Source organism: Planomicrobium sp. CPCC 101110, assembly GCF_007859395.1.
Classification (GTDB): Bacteria; Bacillota; Bacilli; order Bacillales_A; family Planococcaceae; genus Planococcus.
Map to the genome: position 1 here is coordinate 138,470 of NZ_VOHD01000011.1, position 14,319 is coordinate 152,788.

12 protein-coding genes are annotated in these 14,319 nt (G+C 45.2%); 9 read left to right on the plus strand and 3 right to left on the minus strand.

Annotated elements, in window-relative coordinates; genetic code table 11:
• Positions 1-126: 126 nt before the first annotated feature.
• A complete protein-coding gene (locus tag FQV30_RS16515) occupies positions 127-405 on the minus strand; it encodes a hypothetical protein (protein WP_146501228.1) in 279 nt (92 codons plus the stop codon).
• Positions 406-584: 179 nt separating this feature from the next.
• On the opposite strand from FQV30_RS16515, the gene FQV30_RS16520 reads away from it, so the two are divergent.
• The 3 genes from FQV30_RS16520 (at position 585) to FQV30_RS16530 (ending at position 2,391) form a co-directional block, all read left to right on the plus strand.
• Positions 585-1,031 (plus strand): NUDIX domain-containing protein, encoded by a 447-nt coding sequence (locus FQV30_RS16520; protein ID WP_146501229.1) that lies wholly within the window; start codon positions 585-587, stop codon positions 1,029-1,031.
• A gap of 86 nt (positions 1,032-1,117) precedes the next feature.
• Positions 1,118-1,660, plus strand: coding sequence for a nucleoside/nucleotide kinase family protein (locus tag FQV30_RS16525; protein ID WP_146501230.1), 543 nt, complete (start codon positions 1,118-1,120; stop codon positions 1,658-1,660).
• 86 nt (positions 1,661-1,746) lie between these two features.
• Entirely contained in the window at positions 1,747-2,391 is a 645-nt protein-coding gene (locus FQV30_RS16530) for a CPBP family intramembrane glutamic endopeptidase (protein WP_146501231.1), read from the plus strand.
• A 274-nt stretch (positions 2,392-2,665) separates the two neighbouring features.
• On the opposite strand, the gene FQV30_RS16535 is transcribed toward FQV30_RS16530, so the two are convergent.
• Positions 2,666-3,871, minus strand: a complete 1,206-nt coding sequence (locus tag FQV30_RS16535) for an MFS transporter (RefSeq protein ID WP_146501232.1) — start codon at positions 3,869-3,871, stop codon at positions 2,666-2,668.
• A 477-nt stretch (positions 3,872-4,348) separates the two neighbouring features.
• Between FQV30_RS16535 and FQV30_RS16540 the strand changes: the two genes are divergently transcribed.
• Positions 4,349-5,638 carry an MFS transporter gene (locus FQV30_RS16540; RefSeq protein WP_146501233.1) on the plus strand — a complete coding sequence of 430 codons (1,290 nt, stop codon included), beginning with the start codon at positions 4,349-4,351 and terminating at the stop codon, positions 5,636-5,638.
• A 161-nt stretch (positions 5,639-5,799) separates the two neighbouring features.
• On the opposite strand, the gene FQV30_RS16545 is transcribed toward FQV30_RS16540, so the two are convergent.
• On the minus strand, positions 5,800-6,855 hold the full coding sequence (locus FQV30_RS16545) for a lipid II:glycine glycyltransferase FemX (protein WP_186725689.1): 1,056 nt from the start codon (positions 6,853-6,855) through the stop codon (positions 5,800-5,802).
• A gap of 504 nt (positions 6,856-7,359) precedes the next feature.
• Here FQV30_RS16545 and FQV30_RS16550 point away from each other — a divergent pair.
• The 5 genes from FQV30_RS16550 to nikD all read left to right on the plus strand — a co-directional run bounded on the left by FQV30_RS16550 (position 7,360) and on the right by nikD (position 14,319).
• Positions 7,360-9,405, plus strand: coding sequence for a copper-translocating P-type ATPase (locus FQV30_RS16550; RefSeq protein WP_146501235.1), 2,046 nt, complete (start codon positions 7,360-7,362; stop codon positions 9,403-9,405).
• Positions 9,406-10,058: 653 nt separating this feature from the next.
• Positions 10,059-11,681, plus strand: coding sequence for a nickel ABC transporter substrate-binding protein (gene nikA / locus FQV30_RS16555; protein ID WP_146501236.1), 1,623 nt, complete (start codon positions 10,059-10,061; stop codon positions 11,679-11,681).
• 19 nt (positions 11,682-11,700) lie between these two features.
• Entirely contained in the window at positions 11,701-12,645 is a 945-nt protein-coding gene (gene nikB, locus FQV30_RS16560; protein WP_146501237.1) for a nickel ABC transporter permease subunit NikB, read from the plus strand.
• The gene (gene nikC, locus FQV30_RS16565; RefSeq protein WP_146501238.1) at positions 12,642-13,475 is read left to right on the plus strand and encodes a nickel ABC transporter permease subunit NikC; all 834 of its coding nucleotides are present in this window, start codon (positions 12,642-12,644) and stop codon (positions 13,473-13,475) included. Before nikB ends, nikC begins: the two co-directional genes overlap by 4 nt.
• Before the next feature lie 16 nt (positions 13,476-13,491).
• Positions 13,492-14,319: a nickel import ATP-binding protein NikD gene (nikD, locus tag FQV30_RS16570; protein WP_146501239.1), complete on the plus strand. Its 828-nt coding sequence runs from the start codon at positions 13,492-13,494 to the stop codon at positions 14,317-14,319.

Below are 14,319 nucleotides of genomic sequence, written 5' to 3' on the forward strand. Positions count from 1 at the left end.
GGCAGGGAATAAAACAACCAGCCGAAGGTATACCTTCGGCTGGTTGTTTCATTTTGTCCAAAGCCGTGCCTTCCCGCTTTTCTGAAAGCTGGAAATGCCACTTCGACAAGGCGTCTGTTCATGATTTCAGTTGGAACGGACTTTTTTGGAGAAAAGGCCGATCAGCAAAAAAATCACTCCATTGAAAAATAGAATAGCCGCAAAAGTCCATCCAGCGACACTTCCCGCGATTCCATCTCCGCTATAGCGTCCAACAACCTGGAGTGTTACTTCGAACACTATGGGAGCGATCAAAAGAATGGTAACCGCAGCAGAGATACACCACCTTTTTCGATGTGCCGCAGAAAACTTATTCACCGAGTAATTCAACAGGATAAGAAATATAGCCAAAATCATAAGTGACATATGCTCGCCTCCTTAAACTATCTTCATTATACTATAATTTTCTGGAAATTAATTGGATTCTGAAGCATCAATTGGATATAGTGGATAATAAGGGATGATCTTTTCTGGTTCAGAAAAGATAAAAGCCTTTTGGATAGCGGAACAGTAAGGCAATCATTTTGGAAATTGGAGTTGAGATGATGTTCATCGTAAATGTCGAAGCAGCAATTTACAAAGACGAAAAGTGGTTGATTGTAAGAAGAAGTGAAAAAGAAGAATATGCGGCCGGGGTACTCGCACTAGTTGGCGGAAAAGTGGACAAGGAAGGGAATTCCGCGGATATTCTGGAACGGGCTTTGATAAGGGAAGTTGAGGAAGAAGTCGGCGTTGCAGTTTCAAATCTTACATATGTCAACAGTTCTTCTTTTGTCGCCGAATCCGGGGTGCATGTAGTAGACATCGTATTCCTTTGCACCTATCAAGCGGGTGAGCCATTTGCCAAAGACCCGGAAGAAGTGGCAAGCATCCACTGGATGGCCACCGAAGAAATCTCGAGTAACGATGAAATTCCAGGATTTCTGAAAGAGAATATTCAGCTTGCAGAAAAATTAGTGAAAAGTAACCCGGTTTTTTCTTTGATTCAGTAGAAGCAGCAATCTTATCAAAGAAGAACCGTTCGCAGATTTCCGCATATGATGGGTCAAATGATTGAGGGAAGGCAGAAAGATAAAAGATGAAAAAAAGCGGCAAGCCTTTAGTGATTGCTATTGGCGGTGTATCAGGCGGAGGGAAAACAACTATTGTCACCCAATTAAAGCAACAATTCGGAAAAGCCGAGGCACTCTATTTCGATAGTTACGATTTTGAAGGTCCAGAAAATGTATTCCAGTGGATTGAGGACGGCGCTAATTATGATGAATGGAACTTAACGCCTCTTATCAGGGATTTGAAAGAAGTATTGTTAAAAAGGCATGATTATATCTTCTTGGATTTTCCTTTTGCTTATCAACATTCTCAAACAAGCGGGATTATAGATTTGGTTGTTTTTATTGATACGCCACTAGACATCGCTTTAATCCGTCGGATGAATAGAGAGTTCAGGGATAGTTCTGCTGAAGAAATGCTGCAATATATGGAATCCTACGCCACCTACGGAAGAAGAGGTTATCTGGAGATGCTGCAAACGATCAGGCCCGATTCGAATGTTGTAATCGATGGGACTTTATCAATATCCCAAATTGTCGAAAAAATAAGGGAACAGGTGAACCGGCTATAAAACTCGTTTTCCAGGAATAAAAGAAAGGCTTTAACGAAAATATATGAAAATAGAGCAGGAAAGCGGAAGGGAGCTTTCAAGCAACTATGGCTTTGCAAAAGAAGGGATTAAGGTACTTCAAATTATTCCTATCTATACAAATAGCATTTATCTCCTATTATGTCTTGAAAGCATATCCTTATCCGGACAGTTTTGATTTCATTAGCACGCACTATAAAACAATCGACCTGGGAAGAAAGTTTTATCCGAAAATTGATTTAATCATACTGTTTCTTGGAATGATTATCTTTTCGCTATACTCCAGAACAAAAGTAAAGGAATACCTATCACACAAGCCATTGAAGAAATTTTCAAGCTGGGTTTTTATTTCTCTCTTTTTTCTCCTGATTTACTTGTGTGAGCAGCAGCAATCTCGTTTTTCTTATTCTTTGCAGCTTGAGATGCCTTCTTTTACTATAATAGAGTATTTTGCACTTGCTTCAACGGTTGTTTTGATTGCGCCTATAAGTGAAGAACTGGTTTTCCGAGGTCCGTTGCTCTTTTTATTTCCTGATAAAGGAAAATATTTATTTTTATTCGTTTCTACAGTTTGGTTTATTGCATTGCATGGAAATATCATTTTTGGTGCTTTGTTTTCATTAGGCCTTAGCTTTTTGACTTTGAAATTCAGGAGCTTGGCTGTTCCGATTCTCGCTCATGCTATTTGGAATTTCTTTGTTATGCACAATTAAAAAGATGGGGAGTTCCTAGCAGAATGAGATGGGCTTAAACTTTTTGCATCTTTCTCCTGCTTCCATGCTTCAACAATGTACAGTTTGTTTTTAAAAGGCATGGACTTGGTGTTTTACCAAATCCCTGCCTTTTAAAGCTGCAGACAGATTGAATATACCTATACGGCTTATTTCTTCGGTCTCTGAATATCTCATTAGTATGGCCCGGTGATCGTACTTGAAACAGAAAAAAGGGGCAATCAAGTCCACGATTGCCCCCTGCTTTAGCGTACGCTTATTCTAGCGCCGTCCTCCGAAAAAGAACCTTCCCTTCATAAGCGATCCAACTCGCCGCTCCTAACAAAAGGCCGGATAGGACAAACACACTGCGGATTCCATAAGCATCTGCCAGTATCCCCATCAAAAGAGCAGCAAGCCCGAATGTTCCTGTTCCAATCGCTCCGAGCGTGGTGAATACCGTTGGCAATCGGTCTTTTGGAACGCTTGTCTGGACTACAGTCTGCTGCGGAATATTCTTGATCTGGCTGAACATGCCGACAAGGAAAGAAAGGATCACGGCTAGTGCCGGAAAGCTATTCAGCCCGAAGAAGAAAGTCGCCAGGCTGCCGAAAACTGCTCCCATGAAAATACACTGGCCGAGTTTTTGTTCGATCCAATTTGAAAGCCGGAGGCAAAAGAGGCTTCCGCCAATCAATCCAAGGAAGAAGGAGCCATTGATGAATCCCCACCATTTCTCATCCGCCGTTAATGCATCACTGACAAATACATAAAGGATCGCGGCAATCCAGACGGTCCCGGCAATCGTCTCCAAAACATCTATCCAGGCAATTCGCTTCAGCACAGGAGCAGAGGAGACCGTCTGCCAGCCGATGCTGATTTGCTGCCATTTGCTTTGATGGCGGGGCGGCTTAAAGTCTGCAGGATCCAAACCGCAAAGCAGCAGGCTGGAACAGAAAAACAAAACAGCTGCCAGCCAGACCATCTCATTTGCGGCTATCCATATCAACAGGGAACTCCCGATAAACCACATGGCGGTCTGGATCAGTTGTGTGACGGTTTCTGCAATCCCATTCGCTTTCAGAAGTTCTTCATTCTGTACGTAACTTGGAAGAAGCGATCGAGTGACAGGATTTGCACAGCCATCAAGCAGTGCAATGAAGCCGATTGCCAAAAACAGCCATATATAATTGGACAAAGAGATATGCTGCGTAAAGAAAGCCAGGGCGAAGAGCAGCACCGTTTTTCCGAACTGGGAACCGGCCAGCAGCCATTTCAGGTTGAAATGCTGCATTAGCAAGGGCGTCAGCGTATTGGAAACAAACATTGAACTGGTTATTGCAAAAGGCACAAGTGCGGCGGCAGTAGCTGAACCGGTCAATCCAAAGATGATGTAAATGATGCTGACGATGTATAAAATGTCTCCGATATTGGCAAGAGATTGACCTGTTAACAACAAGCTAAAATTTTTATTCAGTTTCATAATGGCTATCCCCCAAGAGTTCAATTTGTAAATGCTTTTTACTGCAGGGAATCAGTTAGATTGGACAAATGTTCATGGTCAATGTTCCTTTCAGGGCTGCGATAAATCTTGGGGGATCCAGACTTATCGAAAATTTTGTTTGTTTCCATTATACGACAGAAATTTGGAAAATAAATGGAGAAAAAAGTTTTGAAAAAACAAAAAGAATTATTACGTCTTGGAGGCAGTCGTCAGGCAAACATTCTTTAAAACAAACAGGAAAAGAAAGTTGGAATGTCAAAACAGGATAGCCCCACTTGATAAGGACGAAGGGCTGATTGCTAGAAGCAGGACAACAATCAGCTATATGCATTATGAAAATTCTCAGTTCAATTAAGGGTGAAAATGCAAACAAGCCATATTCAGCATGGGGGATAAAGTGATAAGCTGACTGTATTGCAGCACTTTGATTCGAAAACGGCCAAAGGGGGGGCAAACATGAATGCAAAAGCCGATCAATCCATTCAGCCTTATATAGAGTCACCCGAAAAGTTGAAGAAATTATATCGCCATGTAATTTTTGTCGCCAGCCTCTCCCAAATTTTCGGCGGTGCAGGTTTAGCCGCCGGGATTACGGTGGGCGCCCTTTTGGCTCAGCAAATGCTCGGGACAGCTGCTTATGCGGGACTGCCGATCGCCTTATTCACCTTAGGTTCTGCTGGCGCCGCTTTGTTAGTCGGCCAGCTTTCCCAGCGCTGGGGAAGGCGGCCAGGCCTGACCACCGGCTTTATGCTTGGAGGAGTCGGGGGCTTAGGGGTGGTTCTTGCTGCAATACTGGGCAGCATACCACTTTTATGGGTTTCGCTGATCATTTACGGTTCTGGAACGGCGACCAACTTGCAAGCCCGCTATGCCGGCACGGACCTGGCAAGCAAGAACCAGCGGGGAAAAGCTGTCAGCATTATCATGGTGTCTGCCACAGCCGGCGCATTCGCCGGTCCGAACATGGTGGGTATTATGGGGAGATTTGCCCTTTCAATCGGGATTCCGGCACTGGCTGGACCCTTCCTTCTGTCGGGAACCGCGTTCATTGTGGCGGGAATGATCATTTTTCTGCTGCTTCGTCCGGATCCCTTTCTCATTGCGAAAGCGATAGAAGCTTACAAACAAGAGAACAGCCAGGAAGAGCTTTTGCCGGATACTGTCCAGGCTATCAACAAAAAAGGAGTGGCAGCCGGAGCCGCTATTATGGTGCTGACCCAGATGACCATGATTGCCATTATGACAATGACACCTGTACATATGGGGCACTATGGCCATGATCTTAGCGACATTGGTCTTTTGATTGGAATCCATATCGGGGCGATGTATCTTCCGTCGGTTTTTACGGGCATCCTTGTGGATAAATTTGGTTCGACGGCCATGTCGATTGCTTCAGGTGCGATACTCGGAGGGGCGAGTGCCTTAGCAGCTTTCGCGCCTGGAGATTCCCTGGCTGCGCTTGTTTTGGCGTTGGCTCTTCTTGGCATTGGCTGGAACTTTGGATTGATTAGCGGAACAACGCAAGTGATCGATTCAACAGATCCGGCACAACGGGCGAAAATCCAAGGAACAGTGGATGTGTTTATCGCTTTGGCCGGAGCTTCCGGGGGAGTATTGTCCGGTATGGTGGTAGCTGGGTCGAGCTATGCTGTGTTGTCGTTGATCGGTGGATTGGTATCCCTGGTTTTAATCCCCATCATTCTATGGTCACGCACAAGCAGTAAAGCCCAAAGCAGCAATCCCTAAGCTAAAAAGCTTAGGGTGGGTTCGCAAGCGTTCAATGCTGCTTTAGTGAAATGGAAAAAGGTGTTTCTTTTGATAGTTTCAGGTCGGTGGAAACGCAGTGCATCCTGCAAAATGGGGAAAAGTGATCCTTCTTTGGAAGGATGCACTTTTTATGAACGGAGCTATTTTTTCGATCTGTATAATGGAAAGAATCCGCTATCTTCTGTGATGTCATTTTCCAAAACCAGCATATGATAGTAATTCGGATTGTGGATTTTTTTGCCGATACAAAACTGGAGCGGTTCGGATGATGAAAATGATTTCTTGAATCTGAAGAGGCTGTCGCCATCACCGGAATAGCCGCCGCCTAGATGAAATCTCTGCATGCCATTTTCTTCTCCCCATTTGGCAACTTCATAGAGAAGCACATTATTTGCACCAAGATGTTGATATTCTCTTGCTGATCCTGACAAGTGATAATGCATGAAATTCCCTTTCGTTAAGATTAATGTGGAAGAAATCATTTGACCTTCCAAGAAAGCTCCGAAAAGATGAAGGTCAGGACCGAACAGCTTAATGGTCTCCTTGAAATACTCTTCTGTAAAGTAGTAAAAGCCGGAAGCCCGATTCCGGTCCATTGTGGCGTAATACATGGATAAAAATTCCCCTAAATAACTTCCTATATCCACTTTCTTTACTTCAACATCGTTTTTCAAAGCTTTGCGGATCATATTGCGGTTTTTTCCGGGAAGTCTATCTAGCAGATTGCCTTCCTGTTGCAAGTTGATTTCTATAGTATGGCTGAGGGGAACGATTTCCATTTCCTCTTCAAACCCCCTATGGTTGCTCAGCAGCGGATGAAATCTTACAAATTCGGAAACAATGCAATGGGTACTGCAATACTCGTTGAAAGCTTCCCTGAATTCCGATATCAGGCATTTCCTATTGCAATAGACTTCCATCAATGGGCCGCCATATCCGTAAGGAGTAGTAATATCATACAATTCCACATTTGTTTTCGCTGTGACTTTTCTTTTTACTGCGGGGTAAGCGATTTTGCCATTTTCGCTTTCAAAGAGAAACAGGAGCGCTTCTCCGTCATCCAGGGATAAGGAACTCATGATATATTCAAAATAAAAATAAATGTCTTTGTCTGAAAAACCATCTATGATGCTGTTCCAATGAGCTGAATCTTTGGCGTCCATAATCATCAGCAAACTCTTTTCCTGTTTCTGCATGTTGCATCCCCCCATTTTTTGAAGAATTTTCAGATCTACTATGCCTGAAAAAACCATGTGTTCACCTTTGTCCAAAACAATACATGGGGAAAATGAAAATCAGGTGAAAATCAATAACAGAAAGATATATTTGCGTACTAGGCAGGAGAAGATGGAAGCAGCCGAAGGCGTCCTGCGTTTGATGCAGAAAACGGCTAACTCTTTTGGGGATTAGCGGATTTTCCATAACTTATTTATCTTGCGTTTTACTCCATACGATAAGGGATTGAAATCTGCCGATCCATAGCATTTGAGTTGTTGCTGGCCCTTCTGCGGCATGGGATATGAAATTCTGTAAACTGCTCATCAAAAAGGGGGGTCCGGATATTCTCGATAATTTCTCGACAGTTTCTTCCTATAATCAAAAGAAAATTCACTGATGCGTAAAGGAGAAATAGTTTGGCGAGGTGAACCGAAATGGCAAAGCATGATAGGAATCCTCTTCCACATGGACAGAGGCATTCCATGGAACATGAACACCATCGGGAAACACGGCATAACAATGAATCCACTATTCAGCCGGAGCAGACACATTCAAAACACGGGAATCAGGGCCATCACGCTCATTCAGCGCACGGCAGTATGGTGGCGGATTTCAAGAAACGGTTTTATGTATCTTTGATTTTGACCATACCCATTCTGGCTTTGTCGCCGATGATTCAGCATTTTCTTGGAGTCGACTGGCGTTTTGGGAACGACCTGTACCTATTATTCGGTTTGTCATCCATTGTCTTTTTCTATGGCGGCTGGCCATTTTTGACCGGCGGAATCAGCGAGCTGAAAGAGAAGAATCCAGGTATGATGACTTTGATTGCGTTAGCCATCACCATTGCTTACAGCTATAGTACACTGGTGGTCTTCGGCTGGGGCGGCAATCAGCTGTACTGGGAACTTGCCACGCTGGTCGTCATCATGCTCCTCGGGCATTGGATTGAGATGCGCTCCATTATGGGAGCCTCTAATGCCTTGGAGCAATTGGTGAAGTTGATGCCAAGCGAAGCGCACAAGCTGGATGATCGGGATGAAGTGCAGGACGTGCCTTTATCTGAGATCAAGAACCGGGATCGGGTTCTCATCAAGCCCGGCGAAAAGATTCCGGTCGACGGTTTGATAATAGAAGGGAAGTCGACGATTGACGAATCCATGTTGACAGGTGAGTCCATACCTGTCGATAAATCGGTGGGTGATAACGCAATAGGCGGCTCGGTGAACAAGGAAGGCTCCCTGATCATGGAAGTGGAGAAGACAGGAGAAGCCTCTTATTTGTCCCAAGTGATCAAAATGGTCAAAGAAGCGCAGGAATCCAAATCGAGAACACAGGATTTGACGAATCGCGCGGCCAAATGGTTATTCTACTTGGCTTTGATTTCCGGTTCCGCCACTCTTTCGGTTTGGCTGCTGCTTGGTTATCCAGCTGACATTGCGATTGAACGGATGGTAACGGTAATGGTCATTGCGTGTCCGCATGCTCTCGGCTTAGCTGCACCGCTTGTTGTGGCGGTATCAACATCCATTTCTGCCAAAAAAGGGCTTCTGATCCGGAACCGGGCAGATTTTGAAGGAGCCCGGAATCTGGATGCCGTAGTGTTTGATAAAACCGGCACGTTGACTCAAGGAAAGTTTGGCGTCACGGATATTGTTCCGGCTGAAAGTTACAGCAGTGATGCAATCCTGGAATTGGCGGCGGCTATCGAACAGAATTCGGAGCATCCGATTGCCAAGGGCGTTGTAGATTCCGCCAAAGAAAAAGGGCTTAGCATCAGGAAAGTGAGCGGCTTCGAATCGATGGCCGGAAAAGGCATCCAAGGGCAGGTGGACGGGAAGACAGTGAATGTTGTCAGTCCCGGCTTTATGGAAGGGAACAAGCTCGGTTATGACCAACAGCAATTCAATGAATTGTCAAAAGAAGGGAAAACAGTCGTCTTTGTTCTTGTGGAAGGCCAGCTCGCGGGGATGGTTGCTTTGGCTGATATCGTGCGTGACTCAGCCAAGGAGGCGGTGGCAACCTTGAAGGCAAAAGGCATCCATTCAATCATGCTTACAGGAGATAATGAAAAAGTGGCTAACTGGGTAGCACGCGAAGTCGGAATCAGTGAAGTATATGCGGAAGTATTGCCCAATGAGAAAGCACGCCAAATCCGGAAAATACAAAGCACAGGACGGAGAGTGGCGATGACGGGGGATGGCGTGAATGATGCGCCGGCTCTGGCGACAGCCGACCTTGGGATAGCCATCGGAGCGGGGACGGATGTGGCAATGGAGACCGCTGATGTGGTGCTTGTCAGAAGCAACCCGAATGATGTGGTTTCATTGATCGACCTTTCGAAAAAGACCTACCGGAAACTGGTGCAAAACTTATGGTGGGCTACCGGTTATAATATTTTCGCGATTCCCTTGGCTGCGGGTGTCCTGGCTCCTTGGAATGTGGTGATAAGTCCGGCGGTTGGCGCTGTTTTCATGAGCTTGAGTACGGTAATTGTAGCGATAAATGCGAAGCTGTTAAAAGCGTAAATCATTCAATGGACTTTTATGGGCATGGAGAAGAGATATTGAGAATCTTCGGGACTGCTGCTGCGGTTCTCACTGGAAAATTAGAATCGTGAGTGGGAATCCCTGCCGGACACAAGCCATATTTCGCTGAACCGGGAAATAGCCATAAATCCGCCACATATAAAAAGAGCTGCCAAATTTTGATTTTACTATAGAAGTAAAATGAACAGAGTTTGGATTTCAGTCTTGTTTCCCGGGAGAGTGAAAGAGGTTGAACAGGATACAAACAGGGGGTTGCCGGGATAAAGGCAATTTGCAATATAGAAAGGAGAAAACATGCCCTAAAAGCATTTTTCTCCTTTTTATTTATACTGGGACTCTTCGGCAGAAAAGGATATTGGACAAATATGAAAAAAATTTAGCGGTTAAACCACTTTCTTAATTCAACCCCTCGCTCTTGATGCGGAATTGGTTGCAGCTCATCCCGATGATTTATTCTCATTGGAAGAATCCGTTTATCCCCAATTGATATTTAGAAATACCATTATAGCGAGGGTTGAATTGCGGAATCGACTGAAATATGGGTTGACAAAAAGACGCTGTATCATTATAGTTACGATAGCGACATTGAGAATCATTATCAACAGTTTGGAATAGAGAGGAATAAATTAAACATGCAAAAAGTCAAAAGCAAGAAGAGTATATTGCTAGCATCTGTCACATCGATCTTTCTTTTGTTAACGGGATGTTCCAACGATAATGCTGCTTCCCAATCCACCGAAGGCACGGAAGAAAATACAAATTCAATCACTTTATCCTGGCCAAGAGACATCGGATCCATGAACCCCCATGTCTATAATCCATCGCAGTTGATTGCCCAATCCATGATCTATGAACCTCTAGTAAGCTATGAGGATGGGGGAAAAATCAAGCCGCACCTTGCGGAATCCTGGTCGGTTTCAGAAGATGGCCTTGAGTATACCTTCAAGCTTCGTGAAGGGGTCAAGTTTACAGACGGCTCCTCCTTCAATGCTGAAATTGTGAAAAAGAATTTTGATGCTGTAATGAAAAACAAAAGCTCACACAGTTGGCTTGGCGTCATCAATGTTCTTGAAAAGACAGAGGTCGTTGACGAGCTGACCTTCAAGCTGACTTTATCGGAACCTTACTATCCTGCCATTCAGGATCTAGCTTTAGTCCGCCCGGTTCGATTCTTAGGGGAGTCCGGATTTCCGGAAGATGGCGATACTTCAAAAGGAATCACGGAACCTGTAGGTACAGGGCCATGGGTATTGGAAGATTATAAAAAAGACGAATATGCGACATTCACACGCAACCCGGATTATTGGGGAGAAAGCCCGGAATTAGAGAAAGTCACCATCAAAATCATTCCGGATGCCGAAACGCGGGTTTTGGCTTTTGAAAAAGGCGAACTGGATCTGATCTATGGAGAAGGCGCTATCAGCATGGATTCCTTCAATTACTTGAAAGAAACCGGGGATTATCAGACAGATTTATCGGAGCCGGTTGGAACAAGAACTTTGCTGTTGAATTCAACAAATGAAAAATTAGCTGATTTGAATGTGCGCTTGGCGCTGCAGCATGGTTTTGACAAAGCGGCAATGGTAGAAGGCATCACACTGGGGCTTGAAGAGAAAGCGGACAATATTTTATCCACAAACTTCCCGTATACTGATATCGAAGTAGAGCCTTTCGATTACAATGTAGAAAAAGCTGCGGCATACCTGGAAGAGGCGGGATGGAATCTTCCTTCCGGCAAAGCGGTAAGGGAAAAAGATGGCCAGCCGCTGGAACTGGAATTGATGTATGACAAAACTGACCCTATCCAAAAAGCAATGTCAGAAACGCTTCAAGCGGAATGGTCTGCAATCGGTGTTAAGCTGAACCTGAAGGGTGAAGAATTGACAACTCAAATCGAACGCCGGAAAGCCGGACAATTCGACCTCGATTTCTGGTACAACTTTGGCGCGCCATATGACCCGCATTCATTCATCAATGTGGTAGCCGAAAAAGGATGGGGCGTTTCGGAAGCCCATTCCAACTTGCCGATGAAAGCGGAATTGGATCAGCAAGTCCAAGAAGCACTCGCTTCTACGGACGAGAAAGAGCGTCAGCAGCTTTATGGCTCTATTTTGAATACCCTGCAAGAGCAGTCGGTTTTCTTGCCGATTTCTTATATAAAGAAGACCGTTGTTTACCAGAACGATGTGAAAGAATTTATCTTCCCGGCGAATCGGGATGAGCAGCCTTTCAATGAGATTGAAAAAAGCCAGTAAATAACAGGGAGTGCAAGGCATGGTTATCTATCTGACAAAACGGCTCCTCGCCGTCATTCCCATTATACTTTTTGCCATTTTCCTGATGTTTCTGCTTATACGCCTCTCGCCGGTTGATCCGGCTGAAGCATATCTGGCCGCAGCCAATATACATCCTACTGAGGAACTTTTGGCTGAGAAAAGGCAGGAATTCGGTCTGGACCAGCCGTTGATCGTGCAATATTTCCAGACGGTCAAAAAAATCGTCCTTCTGGATTTTGGCAATTCTTATGTGACGAACTCGCCTGTCTGGCAGGAGGTTGCGGCTAGAATGCCCGCAACCATACAGCTTGCTGTCAGCAGTATTCTTCTTTCCATTATAGTCAGTATTCCGCTTGGATTTTTGTCAGCGGTATATAAGAACAGCCTAATTGATCATTTTAGCAGGCTTCTTTCTTATCTAGGCGCTTCTGTTCCACAGTTTTGGCTCGGCTATATCCTGATTTTCTTCTTTTCGGTAAAACTGGATCTTTTCCCGGTAGAAGGCAGGGGGACTTGGCAGCATTTCGTGTTGCCAAGCTTAACGCTTTCCTTGGCATTGATCGCGATTTACACCCGGTTGCTTCGTGCGAGTGTATTGGAAGAACTGGAAGAGGTTTACGTGTTGTACGCAAGAACACGGGGGGTTAAAGAAAAAGCCATAATGGTGAAGCATGTGCTGAGAATAGCGATTTCTCCCATGCTGACAGGGTTGGGCATGAACTTGGGGAAGCTTCTCACCGGCACCATTATTGTTGAACAGGTCTTTTCATGGCCGGGATTCGGGCGGTTTTTTATAGAAGCGATTTTCAATCGGGACATTCCTGTGATTCAAAGTTATGTCGTTCTCGCGGCCTGCCTGTTCATTGTCTGCAACCTTATCGTTGATATTGTGCAATTGTACTTGGATCCGCGTATTTCATGGAAGGGAAGGACCGAATATTGATTTCTAGCATACGAAATGGCACTAAAAGCAAGTGGGCGATCGTCATTTGCTCAGTCATCTTGCTTGTTTTTTTCCTGGTCAGTATTCTGGCCCCATGGATTGCCCCCCATGATCCCATCCAAGTGAATCTGGCATTGAAACTGTCGCCGCCTTCATGGGAATACCCGTTGGGAACGGATCATCTGGGGCGCTGCAATCTGTCGCGCCTGTTATACGGAGCCCGAATTTCCCTAGGTTTTGCATCATTGATTTTTGTTGCTTCCTTAGGGGTCGGATTGCTGGTCGGAACGATTGCAGGATATAGAGGCGGTTGGATCGATCTCTTCCTGATGCGGTTTTGCGATGGAGTCATGGCGTTCCCGAATCTGGTACTGGTCCTTGGCATCGTCGGTTTGTTGGGTCCTGGACTATGGCAGGTCGTGTTGGCGTTAATGATGGTCCAGTGGGTATATTACGCGCGAATGATCCGCGGCATGGTGGTCAGTATGAAAGAACAGAATTTCATTACAGCTGCGCGGATAAGCGGATCGTCGACCGGGAAAATCATCAGGCGCCATATGATTCCAAATGTGCTTCCGCCGATCATGGTAATGGGAACACTTGAAATGGGATGGGCGATCATGGACATTTCGGCCCTGTCGTTTCTTGGGCTTGGAATACAGCCGCCTACTCCAGAATGGGGAACTATGATACAGGAAGGCAAGAACTTCATACGGAACCAACCTGAGTTGATGCTTTACCCGGGCTTGATGATTTTGTTTGTCGTTATTTCTTTTAATGTGTTGGGTGAGTCGCTATCAGAACGATATGGTGTGAAGAGACGTTATTGAAAGGGGAAAAACGCAGATGGAAAAACAACAGAATGTTTTGCAGGTCAGCGGACTGAATGTCGCTGTCAAATCACAAAAAGGGGTGCTTCCTCTTGTTCAAAATCTTAACTTGGAGCTGAAACCAGGGAAGATTTTGGGGCTTGTCGGAGAGAGCGGCAGCGGAAAAACCATCACCTGTATGTCTCTTCTTCAACTTTTGAACCAAAAGGCAATGCACATAGAAGGCAGCATCCAGCTGCATGGCCGGGAACTGAATGGTTTGAAGGAGAAGGAGATGCGGTGCATTCGAGGGAAAGAAATCGGATTCATCATGCAAAACCCCATGAACGCCTTCACACCAGTTTACACAATCGGAAACCAGTTCGTTGAAACGATCCGTATCCACACAGAGCTTACGAAAAAACAAGCCGTCGATTTGGCGATTGCCTCCTTAGAGAAAATGAACTTACAAAACCCGGCTAAAATTATGAAAATGTATCCTTTTCAGCTGAGCGGCGGCATGCTCCAGCGGGTCATGATTGCAATATCGATGTGTTTGCGCCCTGCGGTCGTCATTGCGGATGAGCCGACAACAGCTCTTGATGTGGCAACCCAGCTGCAGGTGTTAAAAGAACTGGACCGGCTCCGGACAGAATGCGGGACATCGGTTTTGCTGATTTCCCATGACCTAGGAGTGATTTCAGAGCTCGCGGACGAAGTGGCTGTGATGCAAAATGGCCGGATTGTAGAAAAAGCAGACGTTTACCGGCTGTTCGATTTTCCGCAGCACGAGTATACTAAAAAGCTGCTGCAGGCAAGGCCTGTCTTGCCAGTGAACGAAGAGCTGAGCAAACTTGTTATATAG

What these genes read in the sequence shown, in the direction of transcription:
- FQV30_RS16515 (WP_146501228.1), bottom strand. Translation starts at nt 405, where the DNA reads ATGTCACTTATGATTTTGGCTATATTTCTTATCCTGTTGAATTACTCG.
- FQV30_RS16520 (WP_146501229.1), top strand. Translation starts at nt 585, where the DNA reads ATGTTCATCGTAAATGTCGAAGCAGCAATTTACAAAGACGAAAAGTGG.
- FQV30_RS16525 (WP_146501230.1), top strand. Translation starts at nt 1,118, where the DNA reads ATGAAAAAAAGCGGCAAGCCTTTAGTGATTGCTATTGGCGGTGTATCA.
- FQV30_RS16530 (WP_146501231.1), top strand. Translation starts at nt 1,747, where the DNA reads ATGGCTTTGCAAAAGAAGGGATTAAGGTACTTCAAATTATTCCTATCT.
- FQV30_RS16535 (WP_146501232.1), bottom strand. Translation starts at nt 3,871, where the DNA reads ATGAAACTGAATAAAAATTTTAGCTTGTTGTTAACAGGTCAATCTCTT.
- FQV30_RS16540 (WP_146501233.1), top strand. Translation starts at nt 4,349, where the DNA reads ATGAATGCAAAAGCCGATCAATCCATTCAGCCTTATATAGAGTCACCC.
- FQV30_RS16545 (WP_186725689.1), bottom strand. Translation starts at nt 6,855, where the DNA reads ATGCAGAAACAGGAAAAGAGTTTGCTGATGATTATGGACGCCAAAGAT.
- FQV30_RS16550 (WP_146501235.1), top strand. Translation starts at nt 7,360, where the DNA reads ATGGAACATGAACACCATCGGGAAACACGGCATAACAATGAATCCACT.
- nikA (WP_146501236.1), top strand. Translation starts at nt 10,059, where the DNA reads ATGCAAAAAGTCAAAAGCAAGAAGAGTATATTGCTAGCATCTGTCACA.
- nikB (WP_146501237.1), top strand. Translation starts at nt 11,701, where the DNA reads ATGGTTATCTATCTGACAAAACGGCTCCTCGCCGTCATTCCCATTATA.
- nikD (WP_146501239.1), top strand. Translation starts at nt 13,492, where the DNA reads ATGGAAAAACAACAGAATGTTTTGCAGGTCAGCGGACTGAATGTCGCT.